This window comes from Azobacteroides sp. (SeqCode) (assembly GCF_055395615.1).
Window position 1 is genome coordinate 925885 of the sequence record NZ_AP014701.1, and the last position, 16805, is coordinate 942689.

Annotated in this window: 10 protein-coding genes and 1 pseudogene; 5 read left to right on the plus strand and 6 right to left on the minus strand. The window is 29.0% G+C overall.

Annotated elements, in window-relative coordinates; translation table 11 throughout:
• The first annotated feature begins 60 nt into the window (after positions 1–60).
• From thiH to rpsP, 4 genes and pseudogenes are all read left to right on the plus strand, one after another.
• Entirely contained in the window at positions 61–1161 is a 1101-nt protein-coding gene (thiH, locus tag ACZ5QM_RS03695; protein WP_464182728.1) for a 2-iminoacetate synthase ThiH, read from the plus strand.
• A complete protein-coding gene (gene thiE / locus ACZ5QM_RS03700; protein WP_464182729.1) occupies positions 1158–1793 on the plus strand; it encodes a thiamine phosphate synthase in 636 nt (211 codons plus the stop codon). The genes thiH and thiE overlap by 4 nt, the downstream gene beginning before the upstream one ends.
• The gene (gene thiS, locus ACZ5QM_RS03705) at positions 1780–1983 is read left to right on the plus strand and encodes a sulfur carrier protein ThiS (RefSeq protein ID WP_464182730.1); all 204 of its coding nucleotides are present in this window, start codon (positions 1780–1782) and stop codon (positions 1981–1983) included. Before thiE ends, thiS begins: the two co-directional genes overlap by 14 nt.
• Positions 1984–2591: 608 nt before the next feature.
• Positions 2592–2924 (plus strand): annotated as a pseudogene (rpsP, locus tag ACZ5QM_RS03710) (30S ribosomal protein S16); the annotation flags it as partial.
• Positions 2925–3444: 520 nt separating this feature from the next.
• Here rpsP and ACZ5QM_RS03715 read toward each other — a convergent pair.
• The 5 genes from ACZ5QM_RS03715 to ACZ5QM_RS03735 form a co-directional block, all read right to left on the minus strand.
• Positions 3445–4470: a glycosyltransferase family 2 protein gene (locus ACZ5QM_RS03715; protein WP_464182731.1), complete on the minus strand. Its 1026-nt coding sequence runs from the start codon at positions 4468–4470 to the stop codon at positions 3445–3447.
• A gap of 50 nt (positions 4471–4520) precedes the next feature.
• Complete coding sequence (gene mtaB / locus ACZ5QM_RS03720; RefSeq protein WP_464182732.1) at positions 4521–5801, minus strand: tRNA (N(6)-L-threonylcarbamoyladenosine(37)-C(2))-methylthiotransferase MtaB; 1281 nt, start codon at positions 5799–5801, stop codon at positions 4521–4523.
• Positions 5802–7378: 1577 nt separating this feature from the next.
• Entirely contained in the window at positions 7379–8650 is a 1272-nt protein-coding gene (purD, locus tag ACZ5QM_RS03725) for a phosphoribosylamine--glycine ligase (RefSeq protein ID WP_464182734.1), read from the minus strand.
• Between the two features lie 37 nt (positions 8651–8687).
• Entirely contained in the window at positions 8688–9464 is a 777-nt protein-coding gene (argB, locus tag ACZ5QM_RS03730; protein WP_464182735.1) for an acetylglutamate kinase, read from the minus strand.
• Between the two features lie 122 nt (positions 9465–9586).
• Positions 9587–11587: a dipeptidyl-peptidase 3 family protein gene (locus tag ACZ5QM_RS03735; RefSeq protein WP_464182736.1), complete on the minus strand. Its 2001-nt coding sequence runs from the start codon at positions 11585–11587 to the stop codon at positions 9587–9589.
• A gap of 239 nt (positions 11588–11826) precedes the next feature.
• On the opposite strand from ACZ5QM_RS03735, the gene ACZ5QM_RS03740 reads away from it, so the two are divergent.
• On the plus strand, positions 11827–13080 hold the full coding sequence (locus ACZ5QM_RS03740) for a PLP-dependent transferase (RefSeq protein ID WP_464182737.1): 1254 nt from the start codon (positions 11827–11829) through the stop codon (positions 13078–13080).
• Positions 13081–13769: 689 nt separating this feature from the next.
• Here ACZ5QM_RS03740 and gyrA read toward each other — a convergent pair.
• Positions 13770–16232, minus strand: coding sequence for a DNA gyrase subunit A (gyrA, locus tag ACZ5QM_RS03745; RefSeq protein WP_464182738.1), 2463 nt, complete (start codon positions 16230–16232; stop codon positions 13770–13772).
• Between the last annotated feature and the right edge of the window lie 573 nt (positions 16233–16805).

Below are 16805 nucleotides of genomic sequence, written 5' to 3' on the forward strand. Positions count from 1 at the left end.
AAAAAACAATTAAGCGATTTAATTGTAAAATCGGATTCAATATCCTAAAACAATTGTTTTATGAATTTTTACGATATTAAAAAAGAATATGATAAGTTTGATTTTAATAAATACATAAAAAATCTTTCAAAGAAAACAATAGAAAATTCACTAAGCAAGGAATCCCTTGATGAGATGGACTTTTTAAATTTACTATCTCCACAGGCTTTCATTTGTATTGAAGATATGGCACAAAAAGCTCATAAAATTGTTAATAAATATTTTGGAAAATCTATTTTATTGTATGCACCTTTATACGTATCCAATTTTTGTACTAATGATTGTATCTATTGTGGATTCTCTTCAAGAAACAAAATTAGGCGGAATATATTAACCTTGGAAGAAATAAAACAGGAATGCAAAGTTCTTACTGATTACGGTATAAGGCATGTCTTGCTTGTTACTGGAGAAAGTCGTATTAAATCGTCTGTTCAATACCTCAAAGAATGTATTGTTATCTTAAGTGATCATTTTGATTATATTGATATAGAAGTTTATCCACTTGAAATGACTGAATATTTACAACTGAGAAAATCCGGAGCTCAGGGATTAACAATTTATCAAGAGACCTATAACGAACTTTTGTATAAAATGCTTCATACCAAAGGAGCAAAAGCAGATTACAGATATAGATTAGAAACTTGCGAAAGAGCGGCTGGAGCTGGATACATTAGTTTAACCGTTGGGTCGTTACTCGGATTGAATGACTTTATAAGTGAAGTTTTCTTTGCCTGTCTTCATGCTAAATATTTACAAAAAACTTTTCCTCATGTAGAAATAGGTATTTCTTTTCCAAGATTACGCCCAGCAGTTGGGAATTATCAACCAAAAACTATTATTTTAGATGAAAATCTTGTACAAGCCATTTGTGCTATTCGACTTTTTATGAATAGAATAAACATTTCTATATCTACCAGAGAAAGTAATAAGTTAAGGAACAATCTCATACCTCTAGGTATAACTAAACTATCTGCAGGTTCAAGAACAGAAATAGGAGGATATTCTAACAAGAATAAAACTGAAGGACAATTCATAATAAATGATCATTCTAGTGTGAAACAAATAAAAGATATGATTTACAAAAAAGGCTATCAACCAATTTTGAAGGATTGGATATTATGAAAAGAGCAATTCCAAAAGGCTTATATACCATTACTGCTGAATTTTTTTCAAATGGTAGAAACAATATTGAAATAGTAAAGGAGTTACTTGATGCTGGTATTAAAATTCTACAGTATCGTGAAAAGAAAAAAACAAAATTAGAGAAATTGAAACAATGCGAAATTATAAGACAACTGACATTAGACTACAATTGTTTTTTTATCGTTAATGATGACATTGATATAGCGATGTCTGTCTGTAGCGATGGACTTCATCTTGGGCAAGATGATTTTCCCCTATTAAGAGCTCGTACAATTGTAGGGGAAAATATGATTATAGGTGTTTCTACACATAATTTCAAACAAGCAAATAAGGCTGTTTTTAATGGTGCTGATTACATAGGAGTAGGACCTATATTTCAGACATTTACAAAAGAAGGTGTAGTAGATGCTGTAGGTTTGGAATATATGGAATACTGTATTACGCATATCGAAATTCCTAAAGTTGCTATAGGAGGAATAAAGCTTGCTAATCTTTCAGAAGTTGCTAAACTTAAACCTGAAAACATTTGCATGGTTACCGAGATTGTTGGATCAGAAAACATTAATGAGACATTAAATAAAGCAAAGGAAATAATTAATGATTACTATTAAGCTTAATGGAAAAAACAAAAAAATTCAAGAAAATCTTACTATTCAAGATTTTTTGCGATACAATGATATTGATTATAAGGGAATAGCCATAGAGTATAATTTCGATATTATTAGACCGATAAGATTTAAGAAAATTTTATTACAAGAAGGAGATTCTCTTGAAATATTAAAATTTGTGGGTGGGGGTTAGTTTGACTATTATCTTCTGTTTTATTATCGGATAATTCTTCATCCAACAAATTAATAAAGAATTTATTTTTTGATGAATTCTTTATTTAATTCGTTTGTTTTTTCTTACGATCATATTGTGATGATTACCTTTTATAGTCCTTTATTATTAATAGAACAAATGTAGGGGTACTATGTAAACAGAGGCATTTTCGTATTGATTATATCAATTATACTTAGTATGAAAAGTTATAAAAAGTACTGGTAGTTAGTATCGAACGGTAATAAATAAAATGAGCAACAGAAATCAAAAAAATTGAAGAGAGTGTTCGTTTAGATACTAATCTGAGGTTAATAGATTATTAAAAAGATTTGATATAAAACGGCTTTTATTTTTTACTATTGAAGATAGGAAAAATTATATTATTCGTTGTTCTTATGAATTTTTTCAAAACAATTAAGTATCATTACTTTTAATCTTGATAAAACTTTTATATGTAATTAATTGGTAGGGTGTGAATACAAATAAATACAGAGATTTTTTTAATATGCTCAAGTATTTCATTAAAAATCTTACCTTTGTACATGTTATAATGTAAATATTAATTTAAATTTGTTTAATTAGATCAAATGGCAACAAAAATTAGATTGCAAAGACACGGTCGAAGGGGATACGCCTTCTACCATATTGTGATTGCAAATAATAAAGCTCCAAGAGATGGAAAATTTATAGAAAGGATTGGATTTTATAATCCAAATACGAATCCTGCTACAATACGTTTGAAATTCGAAAGAGCTTTGTATTGGCTAAATGTAGGGGCTCAGCCGACAGATACTACAAGAAATATCCTTTCTCATGAAGGTGTTTTTTTTAAAAAACATTTGTTAGAAGGAGTTACCAAAGGCGCTTTCTCTGAAGCAGACGCTGAAAGTAAATTTGAATCATGGAAAAATACCAAACAGTTAAGCATTGGAACTTAAAATACAAGAATAACAAAGAACTGCTGGTAAAGATTAAATTAAAATCCAAAAAACAGAAAGTCAGATAAAGACTGGAATATTAGTATCAAAAAGAGCAGAATCTTTTGTATTTCAAAGTTTTGAAGAGAAGAATCCAGTCTTTTGAAAAAAATACCATAATAAAATAACCCATTGAAGTGAATGGGCTATTTTTAGCTTACACTTACTGTTTAGTAATAATTTTATTAGGAAATGACTGCTGAAAAAATTATATCATCGTAAACAAAATTCGTAATTTCAAAAAATATTAATTGATTTGGATTATGTTTCAAAACTATTGATTTTATTAAACTATTTAAGCCACTTATAATTGTTATACGCGATTATTCTATTATTTTTAATAATTGCATCAAAGTCTTGAATTTTCATTATACGTAGGATAAATTTGTAGCTAAAGTTGGGAACTTGCACAGAATGTATACATTAAAAATTTTGCTTTTGAAAATATTGTAAACAATATTTATTAATCTGTTTTCGAAGAAATATTCAAGGAGTTCCATTTTTTTTTACCTCTGAAATAATATTGCCAAATTATACACTCATGAAAAACAGTTGAAGACAGTTTTTGATTTTCACTTCGAATAATTTGATAGTTTTTTTTTAATTTTCTAAAATCTGACCTTGCCCTCCATATTGCTTTTGCAATATGAAGTTGTCCTATTGATAAAAAATACAGAGCAAGTAAATTATCTAAAAAAAAACGAATAATCATCACTTTAATATAACAAGTATCCGGCAAATTTTTATAAAGCATTAAAAGATTATTTCTAAAATTAAAATAGATTTTTTGAGGATGTTTCTTGTTGAGTGTTGCTCCTCCTAAATGGTAAACGTACGAACAAGGTAAACATACAATTTTCTTTCTTTGTAAGTTGCTCAATCGCCAACACAAATCTATCTCTTCTTGATGAGCAAAAAATACAGGATCAAATCCACCTATTTTTTTAAAATCTTCTAAACGAATAAATAAACATACTCCACTTGCCCAAAATATCTGTATTGGATTATTGTATTGTCCATTATCTTTTTCTACCATATGAAAAATACGACCACGACAAAAAGGATATCCATATTTATCTAAAAAACCACCACTTGCACCAGAATATTCAAATGAAGATTTATCTGAAAGAGACAAAATTTTTGGTTGCAAAGCGACAACATCTTCATGAGTTTCTAAATAATTTATTGCTGGATAAAACCAACCCTCTCCTACTTCTACATCTGTATTTAATAATACAACATATTTATAATTTAAATTCAACAATACCCGATTATACCCTTCTGCAAAGCCATAATTTTTATTAAAAATTCGAACTGTCAACATAGGATAATGCAAATGTAAAAACTCTAAAGAATCATCTGTAGAACCATTGTCAGTGACAATAATATCTACGTGTTCTTTTGGAACACGCATTAACAAAGAAGGCAAAAAATTTTCTAATAATTTATGACCATTCCAATTAAGAATTACGATAGCTGTCTGCTTCATCATTAAAAACAGTAACCCATTAAAATTATTTTCATATTTTACTTTAAATACTAAAGTTTCAATGTTAATGCCATTGCATTTTCATTCCATTCACCTAAAGTCACATCAACCAATTGATTAACAAATTTCTCATTGTATCCAATTTCCACTTTAATATAATTTTCAGTAAAGCCATACATTTTATTACCTTTACGACTACTCTCAAATAAAACACTATGATTTGTTCCTATCTGTGAAAAATAAAAATCTTTATATTTTCTTTCCGATAGTTCTAATAATTTTTTACTTCGTTCTTGTTTCTTTTTTAAAGGAACTACCTGACTAATATTCAAAGCTATAGTATTCAAACGTTCCGAGTAAGTAAATACATGTAATTGACTAAATGACAAATTTTCCAAAAAAAGTTGACTTTCTTTAAAATATTCTTCAGTTTCTCCTCTCATTCCTACAATAATGTCAAGTCCAACAAATGCATCTTTCATAAAGGTTTTTATTTTCTTTATTTTAGATAGGAATAACTCTCTATTATATTTTCGGTGCATCAATTGTAGTACAGCATTACTACCGGATTGTAATGGGATATGGAAATGGGGAACAAAACGATTTGAAAATGCAATAAATTCTATTATCTCATCACTCAATAAATCTGGTTCAACAGATGATATACGAAAACGACTAATATTTTTAATATTATCCAGACTTTTCAGTAAATCTAAAAAATTTTCTCCAGTACTTTTACCAAAATCTCCAATATTTACTCCAGTTAAAACAATCTCTTTTATTCCTTTTTCTCCTAATTTTTTTGCATCTCTAACTATATCCGATATTGGATTATTTCGACTTCCTCCCCTCGCCAAAGGTATAGAACAATAGCTACAAGAGTAATCACAACCATCTTGTATTTTTAAAAATGATCGTGTTCTGTCATTATATGAACAAGCAGGAATAAATTCCTGCTTGTCTGTTACTGAAGATATTATTATTCCCTTTTTTCCATTCAAAACATATTCACATAAATCTCTCTTTCTAATTAAACCTACTACTAAATCAATTCCCTCTATTTTCATTATATCTCTGCTATACAATTGGGCATAACAACCTGTAACTACTAAGAAGGCACTCGGATATTTTCTCCTAGTACGACGAATTAAATTACGACATTTTTTGTCTGCTTCTTCTGTTACTGAACAAGTGCTAATAATTACAATATCAGGATTTTCTTCTTCCTGTACTGTTAAAACTCCAGCTTTCAAAAAATATTCTTTTAAAGTAGAAGTTTCTGCATAGTTCAACTTACATCCAAGTGTATAGTATACCGCTTTTTTTATCATAAAAACAAAATACTATCTACTGTTTTCTACTAATCACTCTTATAAAATTATAAAAAAATACAAATTCAATCTATCAAAATAAAAAAAAACAATTAATTTAATATCTTATTCTAAGATATATATTCTAGCTTTGCACTGGGGTAAGTCCTACACGGTCAGCTCCCTTCGAATCCCTCAGGGTTTGACAGCAGCAAGGGTAGTTGGTTGTAGCGATGCGATGTAGTAAAGCTTACCCCTTTTATAGAATTTACTGTAAAAAGGTGATCGTTTTCGTATTAATTTTTAAAAAACGTATATCTCCTGCAGTGGGTCTGTCAACTAAAATCATCAATAAGACATAGGTTGTGGAATTGCTAATATTAGAATTGAAGAAATTGACAAAGAAAAAGATGAGTTAGAGTTATTGTGTATTACATAATTTACTTTATTTACATATACTAGAAAAGGAATTACCATTCATATACTTGAGTTAAAGGAAAAAAACAATTATTTATATAAAAATTTTATAGAGTTTTCGATTTTGTCATTAAATAAAATTATTATAGTTCAGAGTATTTAACTATTATGAAAGTAGAATTAACTGACAATGAACTTCCAACAAGCATCGCTATAGATTCAAAAATGAGGAATAAATTCCTCTAAAATATTCTATAAAGAAATAATACTAAAAAACTTGTAATTGTGCTTAACAACAACCACGACACCGACTTTTTTTGTGAAAAAGTAAAAAAATAAGCAACTAACAAAGAAACGGGACTATACAAAAGTAATAACCATTCATTTTTCCATTGATTTAGTATCAACAATAGCGCAAAAAGAACACAAGACAGTATCCAGAGATATTTTAATATTATTACAATACGAACTCTCTCAGAGATATTAGATAAAAAAATTTTCAATCCAATAAGAAAAAGAAAAATGAATAAAACTCCATACGCGATCCATTCCTCTAATTCGAAAAAAAACGCATGGACAATCTGAAAATCTTTAAAGATGAAAATATTTTTTAAAAAAACTCTGAGATCATTTTCTGAAAAAATATTTAGTGTCCATAAAAATAAATAGACGATAAAAAAACCCAGAAGGTAGGCAAAAAAACTCTTATGATTAAGACTTTTCAATAAATACATACCATACAAAAATAATGGAAAAAAGAGGAACAAAGGAATCCAGTATAAACTTCCAATTGTTATTAATATCGCAATATTAAAAGAATAAAATTGCGGTAGTAAACTTTGATATGTAGCAAATAAAAAGAAAAAACAAATTGTAATAAGTACTGTTAAAATACTTCCAGTCAAATTATCAAATAATAATGGATCCGTTCCTACAAACAAAAGATAGAAAAAAGTAGGAAGTAGTGATTTTTGTCGAACAATGACATATGTTTTAGAAAGAAAAAAAAGAAGCAACGCAATTATTATTTGAATAAATGCAGAGATCCACCATAGAATGGAACAAAAATTTGTATTATCAAATAATCGTAAGACAATAAATACCAATATAGAAAAGAATATAGCGACCCAATTGGTAGTAATTACTCTGTGTATTATTTTAGTATCCAACCGTATAAAGAATTAAATATCAAAACCAACATCTTTCCGGTAGTATTTTCCTTCAAAATCTATTAATTCTGCGTTTTTAAAATTTTTCTGTAAAGCTTCTTCCTTGTTTTTACCATAAGAACTAATTGCTAATACTCGTCCTCCATTAGTCACAATTCTGCCTTCTTTTTGGCTTGTTCCAGCATGAAAAAGAATACTTCCTTGTACTTTGCTTAATCCTCTAATAATTTTCCCCTTTTCACAAATACCTGGGTACCCATTAGATACTAACATAACTGTTGCAGCTGCTCTACTATCAAAAATTAATTCTCTATCCAAAAGATTTCCCTTAACAATACCATCCAGTAAATCAAATAAATCTGATTGTATACGAAGCATAACAACTTCTGTTTCTGGATCACCCATACGACAATTATATTCAACGACTACTGGCTCATTATTTACATTAATCAGTCCAATAAAAATGAATCCTTTATAATCAATATTTTCTTTCTTTAACCCATTTATAGTTGGAATAATAATACGTTCTTCTACTTTTTTCATAAATACTTTATCGACAAATGGTACGGGACTTACAGCACCAATACCTCCTGTATTCAAACCTGTATCTCCTACTCCTATTCGTTTATAATCTTTTGCTTCTGGAAGAATTCTATAGTGCGTTCCATCTGTTATTACAAATACAGAACATTCCACACCATAAAGAAATTCTTCAATTATTACTTTTTCACTTGCTTTTCCAAAACTTCCACCCAACATAAGTTTCAATTCCTTAATTGCTTCGTTTAAACGACTAATAATTAGCACACCTTTACCAGAAGCTAAGCCATCAGCTTTCAATACATAAGGGGCTTTCATTTTTTCTAAAAACCATATTCCTTCTTGCAAATTTTCTTTAGTTACACTTAAATATTTGGCGGTTGGAATATAATTTCTAAACATGAAAGATTTTGCGAAATCTTTACTTCCTTCCATCATTGCTCCCATACGGGAAGGCCCAATTACAGGAATATTTCTTAATTTTTCATTTTGTTTGAAGAAATCGTAAATACCTCTTACAAGAGGTTCTTCGGGTCCAACTAGTACCATATTGATAGCATTATTTAAAGTGAACTGTTTCAAATTTTCAAAATCGACTATCGAAATATTTACATTTATTCCAACTGTTGCTGTACCTGGATTTCCTGGAGCAATGTAGAGTTGTCCGACTTTAGAACTTTGCCTAATTTTCCATGCCAAAGCATGCTCTCTTCCTCCACTTCCTAATAATAAAATATTCTTCATTTCTTCTTCTTTGATTCTATTTCATTTTTATTTGACTTCATAATTCTAAACGAGTACCACAGCACTCACAATTAATATTAGAAGCACACGTAATAACCACTTCTTTTACTCCTGCAAAAAGGGCTTTAAAAGCATTATTCAATTTAGGTAACATCCCTCCTATAATGATTTTTTTCTCTTTATATCGTTGAAAATCAATATAATTCAATGTACTAATAGTGCTATTTTCATCTTTTTCATCATACAAAACTCCTTGCTTATCAGAACAATAAACTAATTTAACACTATAATTGTAAGCTAAAACTTTTGCTACTTCTCCGGCTATACTATCAGCATTAGTATTTAGCAATTGTCCCTTTCCATTATGAGTAATTGGAGCAAAAACAGGTACATAACCTTTACTAAGAAATTCATTTACAAATTGTACATTAATTTTTTCTATATCTCCTACCAAACCATAATCAATATTATTTTTAGCTAGCCTTTTCTCAGAACGTATTATATCTGCATCAGCTCCTGTAAGTCCAAAAGCATTTATACCAAATGCCTGCAATTTTACAACAATCTCCTTATTGGCTAACCCTGCATAAGCCATAACAGCTAATTTTAAGATTTCTTTAGTAGTAATTCTACGTCCATCAATCATTTTGGTTTCAATGTTAAGACTTTTAGCAAGTTCTGTAAGAACAGTTCCTCCTCCATGAATCAGCATTTTATATCCAGCAATTTTCGAAAAATTTTTAAGAAAAGAATTTAGCGCTTCAGGATTTTTGATGATTTCTCCTCCAACTTTAATAATAACTAATCCATCCATTTTTTAAGTAAATTTTTTAAGTAAATTTTTAACTAAATGTTATTATACAAGTATATTAAACAAGACATTATTAAGAATCTTTTCATATGAGTTTTCCTTCTGAGAAATTTCTTAAATATTTATTATGAATTGTTGTAAGTAGGTAGATGGGAATAATCTTTTGAGTATCTCAACATTTGTTCGGTATAATTTTCATTATAACTAATTTTTACATCTACAATGTAACCATGTTCATCACGAATAGCTTCATAATTAGGATTGATGAAACCTTTATAAGAAGCAATATTTAAACGTGCATATCTTTTCAATACTTCCTTATGTATGTTAATATCTACTTGAATTGCATACTTTTCCACTATATATTGGGCTTTGTTAAAATCTCCCTCACTTTTGATACGTTGTACCTTTGCAAGTAATTCACCTATCAATTCACGCATTTTTTCATAATTATTGATAATAACGTAAGTTTTATCATTTTTTTTTACCAATTCAGCGATATTTTCTTTATACCCAACTTCAAAAATATAATGAACGATTAGAGCACGAGCTCGCATGTGGGCTTCTTCTATCTGCTTTCCTAATTCAACGCGAGTAAGTTGAGTAATAGCACCATCCATTAGAAATTTATAATATTCAGCCTTATAAGCTTCAGAATTAGGTAATAAACCAAGTTCTAATATTTTATTATCGGGCATAAAATAAAGGCTAAAAAGATCTGCACGTGCTTCTTCAATAACAGAACCATAAATTTTCAAAACATCAGGATCGACTCCTGGTAAAAGTTGTCCTGAAGCATGTCCGAGACATTCATGCAAATCAATATGAAGGTTACCTGTTTTATTTCCATATTGTTTAATTAGTTTTTTTTCCTTTTCTCCGTAAACAAATTCATCTATAAGTCCATTTCTTGCTGATACTCTATTATAAACATCAGCAATATTAGATATAGTAACAGATTTTGAACCATAATTCTTGCGTATCCAATTAGAATTAGGTAAATTTATTCCAACAGGAGTAGAAGGATAACAATCACCCCCTAAAGTGGAAACAATAACCACTTTAGAAGTTATACCTTTTACTTCTTTTTTTTTGAATTGCAAGGCAATAGGAGAATAATCTTCAAACCATTGAGCATTATCGCTAATGAGTTTAGAAAGGGATGTAGCTTCTAAGTCTTTAAAATTTACAATGGATTCCCAACTTGCTTTAATTCCTAAAGCGTCGCCATAAGATTCAATAAATCCATTAACAAAATCGACCCTTGATTCCGTATCCTGAACCCAGTGAATAGAATATTCATCATATTTATTTAAACAACCGGTCTGGTAATATTCAATTAATAGACTAATAACTTTCTTTTGTAGCATATTTTCAGTATATTGAATTGCCTCTTTCAACCAATAGACAATTTGTTCTATAGCAGAAGAATATAATCCTCCAATTTTGTACACTTCTTCTGTTAGAAGATCGTTTTTCTTAACCAAACGACTATTTAATCCATAAGCAACAGGAGCGATATTTGGAGATTTTTTCATTGTATGGTAAAAATGCTCAACTTCTTCCTGAGTAATGTTTTCTCCATAATAATTGTTAGAAGAAGTAACAACAGCATCAAGATCAGCGTTTTGATTAACTTTCTTAGCATAACTATCTATGTCGAACATAACAGGAATTACTTCTGTAAGGAAATTATCTACTGATTGTCCTTTTTTTGTAGGGACAAGAGAAATATCTAAAGATTTTACTGCTTTTACAAAAAAGTTTTTAGAAAAACTTGGCAAAATTTTTTCTTCACTGTAATGATGATGGATACCATTAGAAAACCAAATCTTTTTCATATAAATTACAAAGGCCTTATAATCTTTACTCATTACATCACCTCTATAGTTAGAATAAATAGCTTCTAAAATTCGTCTAATAGCTAGATTGTAATGATTATTTTGGTCAAAAATAATATCTCTTCCTTGTAAAGCTGCTTCACTAAGACAGTAAAGTAATTTCTTTTGATTTAAAGAAAGACTTTCCCATCCTTCTACCCAATAACGTAAAATATCCACATCGGCAAAACGTTCAACATTATCGGCAAATTTATTTTGTTCAATTTTAGTGGTATTTTTTTTCATAATTCTTCAATAAAAACAGTTATCGTTACTATATTCATATTAAAACATTCACACTGAAGATTAAGTAGTTGTATCGTTTTAAATAGTTAATTAAATATAATTAATTTAACAATATATAGTTGAAAATTGATTTTTTTATAAAAAAAAGAAACATCAATCTTGCAATATTATAAAATAATCAGTTCTATTTTTTATTTACATATCATTGATATGTATTTATACATTTAATATTATAAATAATGAATAAAAAACAAAAAGATATTTCAAGTCTAATATTAAATAGGCGATTTCAACAAAAAGACACCTATAATTCTATTTCAATGCCCATCTACGGAGGAGTAGCTTTTGAATTTGATACTGCTGAAGAAATGGAAAATGCTTTTTTGGGTAAAAATGGTAAACATACTTACTCGAGAATTTCCAATCCAACAGTAGAAATATTTGAAGATAGAATACAACAAATTAGTGGTTCTAAGCATGTATTAGCAACATCTTCAGGTATGGCGGCTATTTTGAATATTTTTATGACTATTGCTTACGCTGGAGGGAATATCGTCACTTCTCCTCATTTGTTCGGAAATACATTTTCTTTATTCAATTTTACCTTAAAAGTTTTTGGAGTGGAAACAAGATTTTGTAATCTATTAGATGAAAAGGAAGTGGGAAAAAATATAGATAGGAAAACTTGTGCTATATTTGTTGAAACAATAACGAATCCACACCTAGAAGTGGTTGATTTACAACTCCTATCATCGATCGCTCGCAGTAAAAATATACCATTGATAGTTGATAGTACTTTGAGCCCTTGGCCTATTTTTAATGCAAAAAAATTAGGAGTAGATTTGGAAATTGTTTCTAGTACAAAATATATTTCTGGTGGAGCAACTAGTATAGGCGGTCTAATAATAGACCATCAAACTTTTGACTGGTCAGATTCACCACGATTGGGAGAATTATCTAAAACTACTGGAAAACAAGCTTTTGCAATTAAACTTCGCAGTGAAATATCTCGAAATACAGGGACTTATATGTCTCCTTACGTTGCACATTTACAAAATCTAGGGTTAGAGACCTTGAGTTTACGTTTTAAAAAATCATCTAAAAATTGTTTATTACTAGCAAGATTTTTACAAACTATTCCACAAATTAAAGAAATTAACTATATCGGACTGTCTAATAATCCATTTTATAAAATTAGTAACAGGCAATTTGGGAAAAACTTTGGATCTATGCTAACTTTTAATTTGAAAGACCGTCCAACGTGTTTTGCTTTTCTTAACCAATTACGAGTCATTCGCCGAGCAACAAATCTTTTCGATAATAAATCTCTCATTATCCATCCTCTATCTACTATCTATGGAACTTTGAGTGATGAATGTAAAAAAATGGTAGAAATTCCTAATGAAATGCTACGTCTTTCTGTAGGACTAGAAAACATTGAAGACCTGAAAGAAGATATTGTACAAGCACTTGATAACAAAAAACTATATTAACAAACGTTTTATTCAATCTCTTCCTTTTTTTGAAAAAAATGTTTCAATCTAAAATTATGAAATTTTTGGTATTACATTAATTTTATTAATGTTTTAATTTATCAGCTATAATTATTATTTATAATTGGGTGGGGTTCGTATAATCATAAGCTCTTTATCACGATATAAGTATAACATTTCTTTGCATCATTCCTATATTTTTTCTTTGAAATTTTCAAATATAACCCTTCTTCTTAAGATTTTTTTTAAAAATCCTCAATACAATCTTTTCGCTAATTAAAATATAAACTAGAAATATTTTACCGATTTAATGAGAATTTTAATTAATGAATAAAATTTGTCAACCTAGTTTCTTAACTAAATACAGTTCCTGTTGGTATTTCTTTTTTTAATTTTAAAAAGTATTTCATGACATACACTAGAAGGAAAAGGTGAATTTAGAAAGCGAAAATAATTTATAGAACCAACAAACATCTAAAGATTAAAAAAAACTTAAAGAGAACCAACTATAACTTTTAGTTTAATGAAAACAAACTCCGCTATTCTGCTCTTCAGAACTCAGTTTACTCTCCCTGCAATCCAAACTATTATTAATTATTTTCTGCGTTAACATTTAGCACTTTTGAAATAATTAATCTGTATTTAATCCTATTTTCTATTTCAATATATTTCAGTTGTTTTTGTCATTATTATTCCATATCAGATTCTGATATTACTTTACAAACTGAAGCAATTTCATCGTTCCTCTTCTCAAGATTAATAAGACGAACACCCTGAGTGGCTCTACCTATAATACTTAAATCAGAAACTTTTATACGAATTGCAATACCTGATTTATTAATAATCATTACATCATTACTTTCGGTTACATTTTTAATACCTACCAAGTAACCAGTTCTTTTAGTAACATTTAAAGTCTTGACTCCTTTTCCACCTCGATTGGTAATAGGATAGTCATCTACCATTGAACGTTTTCCATAACCTTGTTCTGAGACAACCAACACATTTTCTCTAACATTGTTATTAATAACAATCATACCTATTACTTCGTCATTTGCAAGATTAAGAGTCATGCCTTTTACTCCAACGACCAAACGTCCCATACTACGTACCTTGGTTTCACTAAAACGTAACGCTTGCCCTTTTCGGTTAGCAATAATAATTTCATTGTTACCATTGGTCATTTTTACTGCTATTACTTCATCACCATCATGAATAATAATTGCATTTACCCCATTTTGACGAGGATGAGAATAAGCTTCTAAAGATGTTTTTTTAATAATCCCCTTTTTGGTGCAAAATATTAAATAATGCGATTTTACAAAATCCTTATCATTTAAATATTTCACACGAATAAAAGCATTTACTTTATCATTTGTATCTATATTCAACAGATTTTGAATGGCACGTCCTTTAGATGTTTTTGATCCTTTTGGAATTTGATAAACTTTTAACCAATAACATTTTCCTTTTTGAGTAAAAAATAATATCATAGCATGCATACTCGCTGCATAAATGTATTCGACAAAATCTTTTTCACGAGTTTCTGAACTCTTTGCTCCTACTCCACCACGATTTTGAGACCTAAATTCTACTAAAGGAGTTCGTTTAATATATCCTAAATGAGAAATAGTAATAATCATCTCTTCATCAATATAAAAATCATCAGGAGCTATATCTTCTGTATTATAGACAATATTTGTTTTTCTTACATCTCCAAATTTATTTCTCACCTCTATTAGTTCATTTTTGATAACTTTCATTAAAGTTTCCTCGTTAGAAAGAATTTTCTTACAAAAAGCAATCTTTTCTTGAAGTTCATCGAATTCTAAACGAAGTTTAGTTTGTTCTAACCCAGTTAATTTCCTTAAACGCATTTCAACAATAGCATGTGATTGCATTTCTGTCAAATTAAAACATTTAATTAGCCTCTCAATTGCTTTATTCGAATTCTTTGAAGAACGAATAATAGCAACAACTTCATCAATATGATTTGAAGCAATTATCAAACCATCTACAATATGAACTCGTTTTTCAGCCTTATTTAAATCATATTTTGTACGACGACATACCACTTCTTTTCGATGCTCTAAAAAAAAGAAGATTAACTCTTTTAAATTTAAAGTCTTTGGTTTGCCTCTAACCAAAGCAATATTGTTGACATAAAAAGAAAATTCTAAATCAGTAAGTTTATATAATTTATTTAAAAGCACATTCGAATTGAAATCTTTTTTTACATCTATTACGATACGCATACCCTCTCGGTCGGATTCATCATTTATATGATACACTCCTTCTATTTTTTTTTCGCCAACTAATTTTGCAATTAATTCTATTAATTCCTTTTTGTTTACTAAATAAGGAATTTCCTTGATAACGATTTTTTCTCTATTGTTATGGATTTCGATATCAGTTTTACCTCTTAACAATATCCGCCCTTTACCCTTTTCAAAAGCTTCTTTTACTCCTTGGTAACCGTAAATAATTGCACCTGTTGGAAAATCAGGTGCTTTGATATATTTCATTAACCCATCTATATCAATTTTTCCTTTTGAGTCAATATAAGCAACAACTCCATTAATACACTCAGTAAGATTATGGGGGGGCATTTTAGTAGCCATACCAACTGCAATACCAGAAGATCCGTTTATCAATAAATTAGGTATACGAGTTGGAAGAACAGAAGGTTCTTCTAAAGTATTATCAAAATTAGGATTAAAATCTACTGTACCTCTGCTAATATCCTGTAACATTTCTTCCGCCAAATGACTTAATCGAGCCTCTGTATAGCGCATAGCTGCTGGAGCATCTCCATCTACCGAACCAAAATTCCCTTGTCCATCTATCAAAGGATAACGTAACAACCAATTTTGTGCTAAACGAGCCAAAGCAAAATAGACAGAACTATCCCCGTGTGGATGATATTTTCCCAATACATCACCCACAGTTCTTGCAGACTTTTTATAAGGTTTATCTGAATGATTTTCCAATTCGTTCATTCCGAATAATATTCGGCGATGTACTGGTTTTAACCCATCTCTTACGTCAGGTAATGCGCGCGAGACTATAACAGACATTGAATAATCAATGTATGCTTTTTCTACCTGATCTTTTATGTCAACTTGTAAAATTTTATCTTGACGATTATCCATCTCATCCCTCAGTATTTGATTCAATAAAAAACAATTCAATCTATTAACTTTCAGGAACTAAGTTACAAAAAAATCCTAAATCAAACATACTGCGTTCCAGCTGAAATATTGAATTCAACCTTAGTAAATTATTTAAATTCATTTTTTACAATTCCATACATATTTAGGAGGTAAGATAAATATAAAAATATATGGTTTTATAAACCAGTAGGAATTGATTAGATTGTTTTTATGTATGTACCATAGTGAATTTAATAGACCACTTTTAGAACTTATTTTGTTTTGTTTAGTTTTTTTTAAATAAATTGAAACATAAATACATTGATACGTTTAAAATAATTCCTAAATAGAAACCATATTCTTATATTTTTATCACAATTGCTCTAAAAAATAATAAGAATATGATTAATTAAAATAAGATTTAGTGCAAATATGAAAAGGAAGGTATGATACCTAGAAAGAATTTTAGGAAAATTTTTAACTCACAAGAAATTGATGATCTTTATACACATTTCGAAGTAAGCATCTCGGTGGATTGTTTGTAATATTTAGTTTTATAAGGGACTGCATAAT

Bases quoted from the DNA above. Each gene is read 5' to 3' on its own strand.
- mtaB (WP_464182732.1), bottom strand. From the start codon at position 5,801: ATGATAAAAAAAGCGGTATACTATACACTTGGATGTAAGTTGAACTAT.
- purD (WP_464182734.1), bottom strand. From the start codon at position 8,650: ATGAAGAATATTTTATTATTAGGAAGTGGAGGAAGAGAGCATGCTTTG.
- ACZ5QM_RS03740 (WP_464182737.1), top strand. From the start codon at position 11,827: ATGAATAAAAAACAAAAAGATATTTCAAGTCTAATATTAAATAGGCGA.
- thiH (WP_464182728.1), top strand. From the start codon at position 61: ATGAATTTTTACGATATTAAAAAAGAATATGATAAGTTTGATTTTAAT.
- argB (WP_464182735.1), bottom strand. From the start codon at position 9,464: ATGGATGGATTAGTTATTATTAAAGTTGGAGGAGAAATCATCAAAAAT.
- ACZ5QM_RS03735 (WP_464182736.1), bottom strand. From the start codon at position 11,587: ATGAAAAAAAATACCACTAAAATTGAACAAAATAAATTTGCCGATAAT.
- ACZ5QM_RS03715 (WP_464182731.1), bottom strand. From the start codon at position 4,470: ATGAAGCAGACAGCTATCGTAATTCTTAATTGGAATGGTCATAAATTA.
- thiS (WP_464182730.1), top strand. From the start codon at position 1,780: ATGATTACTATTAAGCTTAATGGAAAAAACAAAAAAATTCAAGAAAAT.
- thiE (WP_464182729.1), top strand. From the start codon at position 1,158: ATGAAAAGAGCAATTCCAAAAGGCTTATATACCATTACTGCTGAATTT.
- gyrA (WP_464182738.1), bottom strand. From the start codon at position 16,232: ATGGATAATCGTCAAGATAAAATTTTACAAGTTGACATAAAAGATCAG.